General features: G+C 75.0%; 13 protein-coding genes. 10 read left to right on the top strand and 3 right to left on the bottom strand.

Features of this window, described 5'->3' with window-relative positions; all coding sequences use genetic code 11:
* The first annotated feature begins 172 nt into the window (after positions 1 to 172).
* From ACGFSC_RS19195 to ACGFSC_RS19170, 6 genes are all read left to right on the top strand, one after another.
* Complete coding sequence (locus tag ACGFSC_RS19195) at positions 173 to 1261, top strand: acyl-CoA desaturase (RefSeq protein ID WP_359910304.1); 1089 nt, start codon at positions 173 to 175, stop codon at positions 1259 to 1261.
* A gap of 62 nt (positions 1262 to 1323) precedes the next feature.
* A complete protein-coding gene (locus ACGFSC_RS19190) occupies positions 1324 to 2469 on the top strand; it encodes a glycosyltransferase family 1 protein (RefSeq protein ID WP_359910343.1) in 1146 nt (381 codons plus the stop codon).
* Positions 2470 to 2488: 19 nt separating this feature from the next.
* Positions 2489 to 3355 (top strand): alpha/beta hydrolase, encoded by an 867-nt coding sequence (locus ACGFSC_RS19185; RefSeq protein ID WP_359910301.1) that lies wholly within the window; start codon positions 2489 to 2491, stop codon positions 3353 to 3355.
* 104 nt (positions 3356 to 3459) lie between these two features.
* The gene (locus ACGFSC_RS19180; protein WP_359910298.1) at positions 3460 to 4575 is read left to right on the top strand and encodes a YncE family protein; all 1116 of its coding nucleotides are present in this window, start codon (positions 3460 to 3462) and stop codon (positions 4573 to 4575) included.
* Between the two features lie 217 nt (positions 4576 to 4792).
* Positions 4793 to 5548, top strand: a complete 756-nt coding sequence (locus tag ACGFSC_RS19175; protein ID WP_359910295.1) for an alpha/beta hydrolase — start codon at positions 4793 to 4795, stop codon at positions 5546 to 5548.
* Complete coding sequence (locus ACGFSC_RS19170; protein WP_359910292.1) at positions 5541 to 6038, top strand: MarR family transcriptional regulator; 498 nt, start codon at positions 5541 to 5543, stop codon at positions 6036 to 6038. The genes ACGFSC_RS19175 and ACGFSC_RS19170 overlap by 8 nt, the downstream gene beginning before the upstream one ends.
* A gap of 115 nt (positions 6039 to 6153) precedes the next feature.
* Here ACGFSC_RS19170 and ACGFSC_RS19165 read toward each other — a convergent pair whose 3' ends face one another.
* Positions 6154 to 6903: an anti-sigma factor domain-containing protein gene (locus tag ACGFSC_RS19165; protein ID WP_359910289.1), complete on the bottom strand. Its 750-nt coding sequence runs from the start codon at positions 6901 to 6903 to the stop codon at positions 6154 to 6156.
* Positions 6900 to 7484: a sigma-70 family RNA polymerase sigma factor gene (locus tag ACGFSC_RS19160; RefSeq protein ID WP_359910286.1), complete on the bottom strand. Its 585-nt coding sequence runs from the start codon at positions 7482 to 7484 to the stop codon at positions 6900 to 6902. Before ACGFSC_RS19160 ends, ACGFSC_RS19165 begins: the two co-directional genes overlap by 4 nt.
* 350 nt (positions 7485 to 7834) lie before the next feature.
* On the opposite strand from ACGFSC_RS19160, the gene ACGFSC_RS19155 reads away from it, so the two are divergent.
* From ACGFSC_RS19155 to ACGFSC_RS19140, 4 genes are all read left to right on the top strand, one after another.
* Positions 7835 to 9403, top strand: coding sequence for a molybdopterin-dependent oxidoreductase (locus ACGFSC_RS19155; RefSeq protein WP_359910283.1), 1569 nt, complete (start codon positions 7835 to 7837; stop codon positions 9401 to 9403).
* A gap of 125 nt (positions 9404 to 9528) precedes the next feature.
* On the top strand, positions 9529 to 10188 hold the full coding sequence (locus tag ACGFSC_RS19150) for a fasciclin domain-containing protein (protein WP_359910280.1): 660 nt from the start codon (positions 9529 to 9531) through the stop codon (positions 10186 to 10188).
* 195 nt (positions 10189 to 10383) lie between these two features.
* Entirely contained in the window at positions 10384 to 11460 is a 1077-nt protein-coding gene (gene tsaD / locus ACGFSC_RS19145) for a tRNA (adenosine(37)-N6)-threonylcarbamoyltransferase complex transferase subunit TsaD (protein ID WP_359910277.1), read from the top strand.
* 196 nt (positions 11461 to 11656) lie between these two features.
* A complete protein-coding gene (locus tag ACGFSC_RS19140) occupies positions 11657 to 12295 on the top strand; it encodes a class I SAM-dependent methyltransferase (RefSeq protein ID WP_359910274.1) in 639 nt (212 codons plus the stop codon).
* A gap of 193 nt (positions 12296 to 12488) precedes the next feature.
* Here the strand turns inward: ACGFSC_RS19140 and ACGFSC_RS19135 are convergent, their stop codons facing one another.
* The gene (locus ACGFSC_RS19135; RefSeq protein WP_359910271.1) at positions 12489 to 13751 is read right to left on the bottom strand and encodes an APC family permease; all 1263 of its coding nucleotides are present in this window, start codon (positions 13749 to 13751) and stop codon (positions 12489 to 12491) included.
* Positions 13752 to 14156 lie beyond the last annotated feature (405 nt).

Raw genomic sequence — 14156 nt, 5'->3', positions numbered from 1 at the left:
CGACCCGTGAACAGCGGACCGTCAACCCGTGCCCGCCACCCACTCGATCAGGTTGCGTTCACCGGCGGCGCGGGACAGCGGCCGGTGGAGTAAGGAAGTCTCAGGGCTCCCCTGCCCGGGGCACGCCGCGCGGCGACGGCCGGCCGTGGCGGCCCGAGACCGGATTGGTGGCATGACCGTTCAGGACACTCCGAGTGCCGGGACCGCCCGGCGCGGCGAATTCGCCGAGCTGTACCGGCGCGTGGCCGGGGCCGGTCTGCTGCGTCGGCGCCCGCTCTACTACGCGTGCCGGAGCGTGGGGCTGTTCGCCGCGCTGGCGGGGCTGCTCGCGTGGTTCGTCGCGCTCGGCGCGAGCTGGTGGCAGCTCGGCCTCGCACCGCTGTTCGCCCTCGTGCTGGGCCAGTTGGCGCTGCTCGGCCATGACGTCGCGCACCGCGCGGTGTTCGCCGACCGCCGGACGACCGACCTGGTGGGCATCGTGCTGGGGAACCTGGTGGTCGGCATGAGCTACGGCTGGTGGGTCGACGACCACAACCGGCACCACGCCCACCCGAACCACGAGGGCCGCGACCCGGCCGCCGATGCCATCCTCTTCGCCAGAACCGCCGAACAGGCCGACCGGGCACGGGGGTTGCGACGCCTCATGGCCCGGTACCAGGCGGAGCTGTTCTTCCCGCTGCTCTCCCTCCAGGCGCTCGGCCTGCTCGTCGCCACCGGCCTGACCCTCACCCGTGGCACCGTCCGCCACCCCGTCCTGGAACGCACCCTCGCCGCACTGCACTACGTCCTCGCGGCGGCCCTGACCGTCCTCGTGCTCGCTCCGCTCCAGGCGCTCGCCTTCACCGCGCTGTTCGGGGCGCTGCTCGGCGTCTACCTGGGCTGCATCTTCGCCCCCAACCACAAGGGCATGCCGTTGACCGGCCCCGGCGCGCAGCGCACCGACTTCCTCCGGCGGCAGGTGCTGCCCTCCCGCAATCTGCGGGCCGGCCGGTTCGTCCACTTCCTCTTCGGCGGCCTCGGCCACCAGATCGAGCACCACCTCTTCCCGGCCATGCCGGTGCCGGCGCTGCGCCCGGCCTCGACCATCGTGCGCGCGTACTGCGCGGAGATCGGCGTGCCGTACGCCGAGGCGGGCCTGACCGCCTGCTTCCGGGAGATCCTCCGGGACCTGCGCGCGGTCGGCCGGTCCGTCCCGGCCCGCCCCGAGGCCGTGGCGGCGGAGGCCGCGGAGACCGCACCGGCCGCGGAGGCCGCCCGGTGAGCGGGGTCCTGCCCGGGCGGGCGGCGCCCGCCACGGACGGCCCGGCCGACGACGACGGGCCGCTGCGGGTGGTGATCGTCGCCGAGTCCTTCGCCCCGCAGCTCAACGGCGTGGCCCACAGCGTGCTCCGCACCGCCGAGCACCTCCTCGCCCGGGGGCACGTCCCGCTGGTGGTGGCACCGGCGGCGCAGCGGCGCGAGAACGAGGACTGCGGGGCGGCGTACGGCTACCGGGTGGTCCGCGTCCCGTCGGTCCCGCTGCCCGGCTACCCCGAGGTGCGGATCGCCCTCCCCGGGCGCCGGGTGGCCGACGCCGTCGAACGGCACCGCCCGCACGTGGTCCACCTGGCGAGCCCGTTCGCGCTCGGGGCCGCCGGCGCGGCGGCGGCCGGGCGCGCGGGCGTCCCCGCCGTCGCCGTCTACCAGACCGACCTCGCCGCCTACGCCCGGACCTACCTGCCCTTCGCAGGCGCGGCCGGAGCCCGGCTGGCCTGGCGCCGGCTGCGGCACATCCACACGGCGGCCGCGCGGACCCTGGCGCCGTCCAGGGCCTCGTTCGACGTCCTGACGGCCCACGGGATCCCCCGGGTCCACCTGTGGCCGCGCGGCGTCGACTGCGTGCGCTTCCATCCCGGCCACCGGGACGAGGCCCTGCGCCGCCACCTCGGCCGGCCCGGTGAGGTGCTGGTCGGCTACGTCGGGCGGCTGGCACCGGAGAAGCAGGTCGAGCGGCTGGCCGAGACGTCCCGGCTCCCGGGCGTACGGCTGGTGGTGGTCGGCGACGGCCCGTGCCGCGCCCGGCTGGGTGCGGCACTGCCCGACGCGCTCTTCCTGGGCCGCCGCACCGGGCACGAACTCGCCCGGCTCTACGCCTCGTTCGACGTGTTCGCCCACCCCGGGCCGTTCGAGACCTTCGGCCAGACCCTCCAGGAGGCGATGGCCAGCGGCCTGCCCGTCGTCGCCCCGGCGGCCGGCGGACCGCTCGACCTGGTGCTCCCCGGGCGCACCGGCTTCCTCGTGCCGCCCGGCGCTGGCGGGGGCTTCCGGGAGGCGGTGGAGCGGCTCGCCCGCGACGCGGAACTGCGCCGAACGCTCGGCCGGGCCGGCCGGGCCTCGGTGGCGGAACGCAGCTGGGAGGCGGTCGGCGACCGGCTCCTCGACCACTACCGGCTCGCGGTGGCGGAGTCCTCCGCGGCACGGCGCGCGTGAGAGCGGGGAGCGAACCGTCATGAGCCGACCGCTCGCCGCCGAGTACGCACCCGGCGCCCGCCCGGACGCCGAGACCGCCGTTTTCCTGCACGGGCTGGGCGGCTGGACCCACAACTGGGCCGCCCTGATCGAGCGCCTCCGGCCGTCGGTGCACTGCCTGGCCCTCGACCTCCCGGGCTTCGGCCGCTCCGCTCCCCCGCCCGACGGCCTCGTCACCGTCCGGCGCCAGGCCGCGGCCGTCGCCCGCCACCTCGACCGCACCGGGCACCGCCGCGTCCACCTGGTCGGCAACTCCCTCGGCGGCCTGACCGCCCTCCACCTCGCCGCCCACCGCCCGGAGCTGGTCTCCACCCTGACCCTGGTCTCGCCGGTCCTGCCCGCCCTCCCGCCGCCCCAGGCCCTGCGGATCTCCCTGCTGGGCCTGCCGGGCGCTCACCGCCTGTACGCCCGGCTGCTGTCCGCCCGGAGCCCCGACCGGCAGCTCGACGACCTCTACGGCCTGATCTACGCCGACCCGTCCCGCGTCGACGCCGAACAGCGGGCGACGGAGGCGCGCGAACGCCTGCGCCGCGCCGAACTCCCTTACGCCCAGCAGATGTTGGCGCAGGGCGTGCGCGCCGTCGTCCGATCCCACCTGCGCCCCGCCGGCGAGGCCTCGGCCTGGCACCAGGCCCACCGGGTCACCGCCCCCACCCTGCTCGTCTACGGCCGCGAGGACCGCCTCGTCCCCTTCCGTTCGGCGGCCCGGGCCTACGCCGCCTTCCGCGACGCCCGGCTCCTCACCCTGCCCGGCGTCGGCCACGTCGCCATGCAGGAACACCCCGGCGCGGTGGCCACGGCCTTCCGCGCCCTGCTCGCGGAGCCCCGTCGCACGCCTGGCGGGTGACCCGCGCGCCGGCCCCGCATCCTGAAGCCGCACCCCGTACGCGTACGTCCCGTAGCCTTTGCCTTCCATCGCGGGGACCCGCGGTGTCCGAAGGGGAGGGTCACATGAACTCACTTTTGTCGAAGGCTCGTTGGTTAGGTTCTCTGGCGGCGGGCGCGGCACTGCTGCTCGCCGGGTCCGGCTCCGCCGGCGCCGTCACCGGCACGTCCGGCGAGCCGGTCCCGGGGGTCCCGCGGACCGTCGAGCTGGACTCGTCACCCGCCTCGGTGGCGGTCGGCCCGGACGGGCGCAAGGCGTACGTCGCGGTGAAGGACAGCATCAACGGCGCCAAGGTGAAGGTGGTCGACACCCAGAGCGGGGCGATCACCGCGGTGGTCACGCTGTCCACCGGGCTCGGGGCCGGTCCGGGACCGCTGGCCGTCAGCCCCGACGGCTCGCGCGTCTACGTGCTCTTCTCGACCGCCCGCAAGGCACCGCTGTCCAGCCTGGGCGCCATCGACACGGCCACCGACACCGTGGTCTCCAGCACGGAGGCACCGGACCAGCCGCGCCCCGACGGGACCCTCCCCGGGGCGCTCACCTCGCTGGCGGTCAGCGCGGACGGCGCCAGGGTCTACGTCGGCCAGGACGGACCGGCCCGCTACCACCGCCCGGCCGAGCCGAGCGCCCGGGTCCTTTCCTTCTCCCCGCAGCAGCAGGGCTTCACCGCCGCCGTGCCGGTCCCCGGCCGCTACCTGGGCTCGATCGTCACGCCTCCGGCCGGTGACGCCGCCTACGCCGCCACCGACGAGAACCTGGTCCGTCTGGACACCGGCACCGGGACCCCGACCGTCGCCGGTGCCATCGCCGCCCCGATCGGCTCCGTCCCGAGCCTGGCCCTCTCCCCGGACGGCACCCGGCTCTACGGCGTGGGGAACGACGGCACCGGCTACGCCGTCGACCTCGCCACGGACGCCCTCTCCACCCTGGACATCTCCCCGGGCCAGTGGCTGCAGAACCCGTCGGTGGGCGCGGACGGCACCCGGCTGTACATGGTCCAGCAGGACCTCACCAGCAGCGACGGCAAGGCCTCGGTCCTCGCCCTGGACACCGCGACCAACACCCTCGTCCCGGCCGAGGGCATCACCGGCCTCAACTGGGTGACCGGCCTGGCCCTCGGGCCCGACGCCCACACCTTCTACCTCACCGTCAACTCCGGCCTGCAGATCGTCGGTTACTGACCGAGCCCGCCCACCACGCCCAGCACCACCCCGCAGCGACGGCGGGGCGGAGGTCCGGACACCCGGCCCCGCCCCGCCGTCGCCTTTGCGCGGAGTGGTCCGAGGGCGACACGAGCCGCCGGGCACCACTCGGCGCAGCCGGGCGTCGCACAGCCGGCCGTCGGCGCCTCGCCCGCCAACATGTGACGCGACACATGTGTCGTGTAATATGTTCTCCATGAACACTGCAGCGAAGAATCCGACCCTCGTCTTCATCCCCTGCTTCTCCGGCGCCCCGTGGAGCGCCGAACAGCTCGCCCCCTACGGCGAGGCGCCCAAGCGCACGCTGCGCCTGCCCGAGGGCGTCGACAGCATCGAGCGCTACGCCGACCACGTCGAGAACGCGATCGCCGACCTCGACGACTACGTGCTGGTCGGCGACTCGTTCGGCGCGAACATCGCGCTCGCCCTCGCCACCCGCTGCCCGCGGGGCCTGCGCGCCCTGGTCGTGTCCGGCGGATTCGCGGCCGACCCGATCGACTCGAAGCCCATGAAGGCACTGGCCCAGGCGATGGGCAAGGCGCCCGGCCCGCTCTACCGGCAGCTGACGCTGCGGTTCCACGCCCACCGCCTCGCCTCCCCGTTCGACGGCGAGGGCCAGGTGCCCTGGAGCGAGGCGCGCAGCCGCGAACTTTTCCTCGCCAACACCCCGGCCGCCTCCTTCGGTGCGCGCGTGTCGGCGGTCTTCACGGCCGACTACGTCGACGTGCTCGACCGGATCCAGGTCCCGACCCTGATCCTGACCCCCTCGCACGACGTGCTGATCGGCGAGAACGCTTCGAAGGTCATGCTCGCGGGCATCCCCGACGCCCGGGAGGTCGTGCTGCCGCGCACCGGCCACATGTTCCGCTTCTCGCACCCGGTAACCTACGCCGCCGCGGTCGAGAACTTCCTCGACCCCCTGCCGACCACCCGGAAGGACATCGATGCGTAAGGCCGAACACCTGCGGTTCGCGATCCTGGCAGCCCAGCGCGAAGGCAACCGGCTGCTGATCCAGGCCCTCAAACCCCACGGCATCACCCCCTCGCAGGCCGAGGTGCTGCGCCTGCTCCAGCAGCACGGCACCCTGAGCCTCAACGGGCTCGGTCAGCTCCTGGTGTGCGAGAGCGGCACCAACCCGAGCCGGCTGGTCGAACGCGTCGTCGCGGCCGGACTGGTCGAGCGCCGCACCGACGCCGAGGACCGCCGCTACCTCCAGCTCAGCCTCACCCCCGAGGGCGAGCGCCTGGCCACCGCGGTCGCCGGGATCGAGGAGTTCCTCTACGCCTCGATGGACGCCGCCTGCGAGGGCCTGGACACCGACGCGATGCTCGCCTTCCTGCACAGCTTCATCGACCCCCTCCCCTCGGGCGAGGCCCTCAACAAACGCCTCGGCCTCGACCAGGGAGTACGCGGAACCGTGGGCGACAGGCCCTCCGGGTGAGGCCCTGCCGCCGGCGACGGATCGGGTGCGGGTCGGCGCCCCACCAATGATGTAGCGCCGACCCGGCGAGGCACCCGGACCGGACGGCCCGGAGCCCGCGAGCCCGAACGCCCTCTCAGGTGAGCGAGAGGAGCACGACCGGTACCCCACTGGGGTGCGTCGAACCCCCGGCGGGCTCCACGGTGACGCCGATACCCGTCGCCCCGCCCAGTGGCCCGGACAGCACCAGCCCGCCGTCCCCACGGGACAGCAGCCCGGCCGATCGCATCGTCCCGGAGTCGTCGAACCACAGTTGGTACGTGGTGCCCTCGGCCGGGGTGGGCATGCCGGAAGCGAGGAAGGCGGCCTGACCGCGGTCGTGCGACCACACCACCGTCCCCACGCCGGTTCCGCCCGCCGCGGTTCCGGTGGCCGTGCGGGCGTCGGGCGCCGTCAGCAGACCCGTCAGCCGGTCCGCCCGCTGCTGGAGCGCGGCCGCCCGGGCGCGCGCGTCGCCGGCCTGCCGGTGCTGCTGGACGGCGAGGCCACCGGAGCCGACCGCGACGGCCAGGCAGGCGGCCAGCGCGAACTTCGTCCACCCGCCCGCCCGCCGGCCGGACCGGGAGCCCGCACCGGGCAGAGCGGCGGTCCGGGGCGCCTCCTGCCGCACGCCGGGCAGGGCGGCCATCACCCGGGCCTTGAGGGCCTCGGGTGGCACGACGGCCCGCGCGGCCCCGAGCCTGGCCAGGGTCGCGGCGAACTCGGCCACCTCCTGGGCGCAGGCCGGACAGTCGGCCAAGTGGCCTTCGAACTCCGCGCTTTCGGCGGGGGAGAGGGCGTGGACGGCGTAGGCGCCGGTCAGGGTGTGCAGGTCGGCGGCGGTCATGCTCCCACCCCCAGGCAGTCGCGCAGACGGATCAGCCCGTCGCGCACGCGGGTCTTGATCGTGCCCAGCGGTGCGCCGACGACCTCGGCGACCTGGGGGTAGGTGTAACCGCGGTAGTACGCCAGTGTCAACGATTCCCGCTGCAGTTCGGTGAGCGTCCTCATGCAGCGCCTGACCTGCTCGCGCTCCAGTCTGCCCTCGACCTGTTCGGCGACTTCGTCGAACACCGGGGTGTGGGAGGCTGCCGCGACGCGCTGGTCGCGGTCGGCGGCGGCCTGCGCCGAGCGGACCCGGTCCACCGCGCGCCGGTGCGCGATGGTCAGCACCCACGGCATCACCTCACCGCGCTCGGCCCGGTAGCGGGCAGCGGTGCGCCACACCTCCAGCAGCACCTCCTGGGCGACCTCCTCGGACTGCGCGGGATCGCGCAGAACCCTGCGCACCAGCCCCAGCACCGGACCGGCCACCACGTCGTACAGCCGGGAGAACGCGTCCTGGTCCCCGCGCGCGACGCGGGCGAGCAGTTCCGTCAGGTCCGGTACCGGCCGTCCGGGACCGGACAGGTGGACGACGGCGCTCATCCGTCCGTTCCTTCGCACTGGGCGGGCGTCGAGCCCGATCGGCGGACGGCAGACATCGAGGGCCTCCTCATGGTCCCGGCGGGACAGCGGTGCGGTCCCGGCCGGGCGGACAGTGCGGAACTCACATCCGCCCTTCGGAGCGGGCCCGCGCCCGGATTGGCCGAACCGCCTGCCGGTCCGTGCCTGCTGCGCCCACCGTCAATGCCGGATGCCGCCCGACCCGTTGGGGTGAGTCCGGCGCGGCGACCCATCCGCGGCCCCGGGCGCCTCGAACCCTCGGCGTGAGCAAGAATCCATCCGACGCTTCCGCGCCCCTCCGCGCCCGTCCCGACCGCCTCCGCCGCGTCGGCGTGGCAGCGGCGACCGGGCTGGCGGCCGCCTCGGCCGCACTCGGTGCGGGAGACCTGGCCGCCGCCTTCACCGGGCCCGACACCGCGCCGGTCATCGCGGTGGGCTCCGCGGCCGTCGACCTGTCGCCGACCCCGCTCAAGGAATACGCCGTCCGCACCTTCGGCGCGTACGACAAGACGGTGCTGCTCGGCGGAATCCACCTGACGGCGGCCCTGCTCGCCGCCGGTGCCGGATGGCTGTCGGCTGGCCGCCCGAGGACCGGAGCGGGCGTCTTCGCGGCCTTCGGCGTGCTGGGTGCCTGGGCCGCGCTCTCCCGGCCGGGAGCGGGCGCGGCGGACGTCGTACCGGCCCTCGTGGCGGGCCTCGTCGGCGCGGCCACCGTCCTCGCCCTCTCACGCATGACGGGGTCGGCCCCGCAGCCGGTGAACACGGTCCCCACGATCGGACACCCCACCGGCGGGAGCGCCCGCCAGGAGCGGCGCACCGGGCCCGCGGGCACCACCCGCCGGGCCGTTCTCGCCGTCACCGGCGGGACGATCGCCGTCGGCGCGGTCGCGGTCACGGGAGGCAGGATCCTGACGGACCGCCTCTTCGACGTCGGCGCCGTCCGCGCGTCCGTCCGCATCCCGCCCGCCGTGGAACCGTTGCCGCCCCTGCCGCTCCCGGTCCGTCCGAAGGTCGCGGGCCTGTCCCCGTTCATCACCTCGAACACGGACTTCTACCGGGTGGACACCGCGCTCGCACTCCCCCGTATCGACCCGCGGCGCTGGGCGCTGCGCATCCGGGGCCTGGTCGACCACCCGCTGTTGCTGACCTTCGACGACCTGCTGCACGAACCCCTGGAGGAGATGGACCACACGCTGTCCTGCGTCTCCAACGAGGTGGGCGGCCCCTACGTCGGCACCACCCGCTGGCTCGGCGCTTCCCTCCCCGCCCTGCTGCGCCGTGCCGGCGTGCACCGCGGCGCGGACCAGCTGGTCGGCCGCTCACAGGACGGCATGACCATCGGAACGCCGCTGGAGCCGGTGCTCGACGGACGGCGCGCACTGCTGGCGGTCGCGATGAACGGCGAGGCCCTGCCCGTCGCCCACGGCTTCCCCTGCCGCAGCGTCGTCCCCGGCTTCTACGGCTACGCCTCCGCCACCAAGTGGCTCGTCGACCTGGACGTCACCACCTTCGCCGCATTCGATCCGTACTGGGTGCGCCGGGGCTGGGACCGCACCGGTGCGGTGCGCACCGCCTCGCGCATCGACGTCCCGGCCCCGTTCGCCCGCGTACCCGCCGGGGACGTCACGGTCGCCGGCACCGCGTGGGCGACCCACCGCGGCATCGCCGCGGTCGAAGTCCGGATCGACGGCGGCACCTGGCAGCAGGCGATGCTCGCCGCCGACGCCGGACCGGACCTGTGGCGGCAGTGGACCCACACCTGGCCCGGGGCCGCGCCCGGCACCCACCGGATCGAGGTCCGGGCGACCGATGCGACCGGCGCCGTCCAGACCGGGGACCGGGCCGCCCCCTACCCGTCCGGCGCCACCGGCTGGCACAGCACCGTCGTCACCGTCACCTGAGAGCCCCGGCCGACCCGCCCGGCCTCCACCAGACCACCTTCACGACCACCTTCACGTACCCGGCGCCGTCCGGGGCGGTCCGCCCGAGGGGCCGACCGCTGCACCCTCACAAGGAGATCACTGCGATGAACGCCACCACCCGCCGCCGCGACACCGTCACCGCCGTCCTCGCCGCGACCGCGCTCGCCTTCGGCCTCGGGGCCTGCGGCAGCGGCTCCGGATCGCCCTCCGCCTCCGTCTCCCCGGCGAAGGCCCCCGCCGCCGCGCCGGCGGCCGGTACCACCGCGTCGGCGGCCGGTGCCGCCATGGGCGACCGGCCGTTCGGCACCGCCTGTGCGGCCGTGCCCAAGGACGGTGCGGGCTCCTTCACCGGCATGGCCAAGGACCCGGTCGCCACCGCCGCCTCCAACAACCCGCTGCTGTCCACCCTGGTGACCGCCGTCAAGCAGGCGGGCCTCGTCGACACCCTCAACTCCGCGCAGAACATCACCGTCTTCGCGCCCACCAACGAGGCCTTCGACAAGATTCCCAAGGCCACCCTGGACGCCGCCCTCGCCGACAAGGACACGCTGACCAAGATCCTCACCCACCACGTCGTCCCCCAGCGCCTCGCCCCCACCGCCCTCGCCGGGGGCCACAAGACCCTGGAGACCCACGACCTCACGGTCACCGGCGCCGCACCCGACTTCACCGTCGACGGCGACGCCAAGGTCCTGTGCGGAAACGTCCAGACCGCCAACGCCACCGTCTACATCGTCGACACGGTCCTGATGCCCGCCTCCTGACCTACCGTTCGCGTCCCGCCGGCGGACCGCCCGATCGCGGGCCGCCGGCGGGCCCGGTGGACCCGGTGGACCCGGTGGACCCGGTGGACTCCCCGCGGGACGGACCGGGGAAACCGGACCTGCCGGACCAGCACTCCCAGCCTTATTGCACAATGGTCGCAATTGCACATCGATCAGCAATAAGGGGTGCGCGTGATGCCGGACTCGCCGGTGGTGCTGGGGATCGAGTCCTCGTGCGACGAGACCGGCGCCGGTCTCGTCCGCGACGGGGTCCTGCTCGGACAGGCGGTCGCGTCGAGCATGGACGAGCACGCCCGCTACGGCGGGGTCGTACCGGAGATCGCCGCCCGCGCCCACGTCCACGCGATGGCCCCCGTGGTCCGCGAGGCCCTCGACCGGGCCGGACTCACCCTCGCCGACGTCGGCGCCGTCGCCGTCACCGCCGGACCCGGCCTGTCCGGCCCGCTCCAGGTCGGAGTCGCGGCGGCCAAGAGCTACGCCTTCTCGCTCGGCGTCCCCCTCTACGGCGTCCACCACCTCGCCGGACACGTCGCCGCCGCCGCGCTGGACGGCGAACCCCTGCCGAACCCGTGCGTCGTGCTGATCGTCTCCGGCGGGCACACCTCCCTGCTGCTGGTGCGCGACCTCGCCCGCGACCCGATCGTCCACCTCGGCGACACCCTCGACGACGCCGCCGGCGAGTGCTTCGACAAGGTCGCCCGGATCCTCGGCCTGCCCTACCCCGGCGGGCCCGCCATCGACCGCGCCGCCCGCGACGGCGACCCGAACGCGGTACGCCTCCCCCGCCCGCTCAGCGGGCCCAACGACCCCCCGTACGCGTTCTCCTTCTCCGGCCTCAAGACCGCCGCCGCCCGCTGGGTCGAGGCCCGACGGGCGGCCGGCGCCGAACCGCACGTCCCGGACGCGGCCGCGGCGCTCCAGGAGGCCATCGCGGACACCCTCACCCGCAAGGCCGTCCGGGCCTGCACCGACCACGGGATCGACACCCTCGTCGTGGTCGGCGGGGTCGCCGCCAACTCCCGCATCCGCGCCCTGACCGAACAGCGGTGCGCCGCGGCCGGGATCACCCTGCGGGTGCCGCCGCTGCGCCTGTGCACCGACAACGGCGCGATGATCGCGGCCATCGGCGACCTCCTGGTCCGCTCGGGCGCGGCCCCCTCCCCGATGAACCTCTCGATCGACCCGTCCGCCCCCTTGGAGTACGCGGCGCTCTCCCCGCTCGCCCCGGCGGCCCCGGCCCGGGCCGCGTAACGGCCGTCCCGGCGCGGCGGCCGCTCCGCGCCGGGGCGCCGGCCCTGCCCGACGTGGTGAGCCGGGAAGGCAGCGCTACCGGCACCACGACCGGGCTCATCGCAGCCTGCCGGAGCGTTCGACGTTTTCGAGCATGCACGGGCGGGCGTTCAGCGGCCATGACCGGTCCCGGCGGTCTCGCCCTAGGATGCGGGACATGGACAGGATCACGCTGCCGCACGGAGAGCTCATACCGATGACGACGAGGCGAACCCGCTGGCAGGAGGCGGGACAGAGCGGGAACTTCGGCAAGCGGTTCGCCGAGCTCATCTCCGCGGGCGAGGACGTCGACGGTGAGGCCCGGCTCGCCGACACGCTCCTGCCGCGCGGTGCCCGAGTGCTCGACGCCGGCGCCGGTATGGGGCGGGTGGCCGCCGCGCTCCTGCAGCGGGGGCACGACGTGGTCGCGATCGAGCCCGACGAGGCCCTGGTCCGGCAGGCTCGGGAGACCTACCCCGGGCTGCCGATCGAGGAACGCGACATCCTCGACCTCGGCCCCGACGACGGCCCGTTCGACCTGGTCGTCTGCGTGGGCAACGTCATCGTCTACCTGGCCGAGGGCACGGAACGCAGGGCACTGGGCGCGATGCGCGACGTGCTCGGCGAGAACGGCCGGATCCTGGTCGGCTTCCACCTGCAGGACCCACCGCCGCACGCCCGGACCTGCACGGCGTCGGAGTTCGAGGCGGACCTGACCGCCGCCGGACTGCGCGTCGACCTTCGGGCGGGCACCTATCAGCTGCACCCCGCGAACGACGCCTACGGCGTCTGGATCCTGAGCCGCGCCCAGAGTTGACCCCGTCTTCAGAGCCGGCGCCCTGTCGACGAACACCCTTCCGTGCCGACTCACCCTGCCGCCCTCACAGCGGCGCGGTCCTCGACACCTGCCCGCGCCGCTCCGCTTCGTCAAGGCGCCGTTCGACCGGCGGACTCGGCGGCGGGCTCGGAGCCGCCACCGACATCGACCGGCGCATCACTGCATGGTGATGTCAGCAGCGGGTGATGGCCTTGCGCAGGCAGTAGGCGGCGGCACCGGCCGCGATCACTGCGGCTCCCCACAGGACCGAGGCGGGTGGCAGGGCGAAGGCCAGGAGCACGCAGCCGACGGCGCCGACGACGGGGACGATCCGGGCGGGGCGGCCTTCGGCGGGGGTGAGGGTCCAGGCGGAGGCGTTGGCGATGGCGTAGTAGGCCAGCACGCCGAAGGAGGAGAAACCGATCGCGCCGCGAAGGTCCGTGGTGGCGGCCAGGACCGCGACCACCGCACCGACCGCGAGCTCGGCGCGGTGCGGCACGTGGAAGCGCGGGTGGACGGAGGCCAGGGCGCGGGGCAGGTGCCGGTCGCGGGCCATCGCCAGGGTGGTGCGCGAGACCCCGAGGATCAGCGCGAGCAGCGAGCCGAGCGCCGCGACGGCCGCCCCGGTGCGCACCACCGGGGCGAGTGCGGGAACGCCGGCGACGCGCACGGCCTCGGTGAGCGGTGCGGTGGTGTGGGCGAGCCGGTCGGGCCCGAGCACGGCGAGCACGGCCACGGCAACGGCGGCGTAGACGACGAGCGCGACGGCGAGCGCGATGGGGATCGCGCGGGGGATGGTTCGCTCCGGGTCGCGGACCTCCTCGCCGAGGGTGGCGATGCGCGCATAGCCGGCGAACGCGAAGAACAGCAGCCCGGCGGCCTGGAGCACCCCGCCGAAGGTCGCGTCCGAGCCGATGGCGAGCCGCGCGCCCTCGACGGCGGGGCCGGTCGTGCAGGCGGTGACCACGGCGGCGAGCACCGCCAGGACGACGGCGACGATCCCCCGGGTCAGCCACGCGGACTTCTGCACGCCGACGTAGTTCACCGCGGTCAGCGCCACCACCGCGGCGACCGCGACCGCGTGCGCCCGACCGGGCCACACGTAGGAGCCCACGGTGAGGGCCATCGCCGCGCAGGAGGCGGTCTTGCCGACCACGAAGCCCCAGCCCGCCAGGTAGCCCCAGAACTCCCCGAGCCGCTCACGGCCGTAGACGTACGTGCCGCCGGACTGCGGGTAGCGGGCGGCCAGCCGGGCGGAGGAGGTGGCGTTGCAGTACGCCACCACCGCGGCCAGGGTGAGGCCCGGCAGAAGACCGGAACCGGCCGCGCCGGCGGCCGGGGCGAGCGCGGCGAAGATCCCCGCGCCGATCATCGACCCGAGCCCGATCACCACGGCGTCGGACAGGCCCAGATGGCGCCTCAGCTCCCCGGCCCGGGCGGATGCCGGTGTCCCCATCGCTGGCTCCTTGACCACGGCCTACGGCCGTTACGGACTTTCGGTACCGGCGCACGCTATAGGAGCAAGGTGTCGAGCGGACTTCCCGGATCGGACCGGAGCGACGGCCTGGCCGCCGCCCGCCCACGGCGAGGTCGGCGGCCGCCCCACCGCGGTCACGATGAGCTCGCGGATGAACTCCGCCAGGGCGGCGAAGAGATGAAAGACGAGCCGGCCGCGGGCGTGGCGGCCCGCGGGGATCGGAACGGCCAGTAGCGGCGGGCGTCGGCCGGTGATCTGGCGGGCTGCTGGGTGGGTGCGGCCAGCAGTGGGCCGAGGATGTCCGCGCCCAGGCGTTCGGCCTCGGCCTGGTCCAGGACTGTGCCGCTGAGGTCGGCCTGCCGGCCGGTCCACTGCTCCGCGGCG

Origin of the sequence: Kitasatospora sp. NPDC048715 (genome assembly GCF_043198905.1) — a bacterium.
GTDB lineage: Bacteria > Actinomycetota > Actinomycetes > Streptomycetales > Streptomycetaceae > Kitasatospora > Kitasatospora lactacystinica.
This window is presented reverse-complemented; position numbering and strand designations above follow the sequence as displayed.

Coding starts and splice junctions, on each gene's coding strand:
- ACGFSC_RS19195 (WP_359910304.1), top strand. CDS start 173: ATGACCGTTCAGGACACTCCGAGTGCCGGGACCGCCCGGCGCGGCGAA.
- ACGFSC_RS19185 (WP_359910301.1), top strand. CDS start 2,489: ATGAGCCGACCGCTCGCCGCCGAGTACGCACCCGGCGCCCGCCCGGAC.
- ACGFSC_RS19180 (WP_359910298.1), top strand. CDS start 3,460: ATGAACTCACTTTTGTCGAAGGCTCGTTGGTTAGGTTCTCTGGCGGCG.
- ACGFSC_RS19175 (WP_359910295.1), top strand. CDS start 4,793: ATGAACACTGCAGCGAAGAATCCGACCCTCGTCTTCATCCCCTGCTTC.
- ACGFSC_RS19170 (WP_359910292.1), top strand. CDS start 5,541: ATGCGTAAGGCCGAACACCTGCGGTTCGCGATCCTGGCAGCCCAGCGC.
- ACGFSC_RS19165 (WP_359910289.1), bottom strand. CDS start 6,903: ATGACCGCCGCCGACCTGCACACCCTGACCGGCGCCTACGCCGTCCAC.
- ACGFSC_RS19160 (WP_359910286.1), bottom strand. CDS start 7,484: ATGAGCGCCGTCGTCCACCTGTCCGGTCCCGGACGGCCGGTACCGGAC.
- ACGFSC_RS19150 (WP_359910280.1), top strand. CDS start 9,529: ATGAACGCCACCACCCGCCGCCGCGACACCGTCACCGCCGTCCTCGCC.
- tsaD (WP_359910277.1), top strand. CDS start 10,384: ATGCCGGACTCGCCGGTGGTGCTGGGGATCGAGTCCTCGTGCGACGAG.
- ACGFSC_RS19140 (WP_359910274.1), top strand. CDS start 11,657: ATGGACAGGATCACGCTGCCGCACGGAGAGCTCATACCGATGACGACG.
- ACGFSC_RS19135 (WP_359910271.1), bottom strand. CDS start 13,751: ATGGGGACACCGGCATCCGCCCGGGCCGGGGAGCTGAGGCGCCATCTG.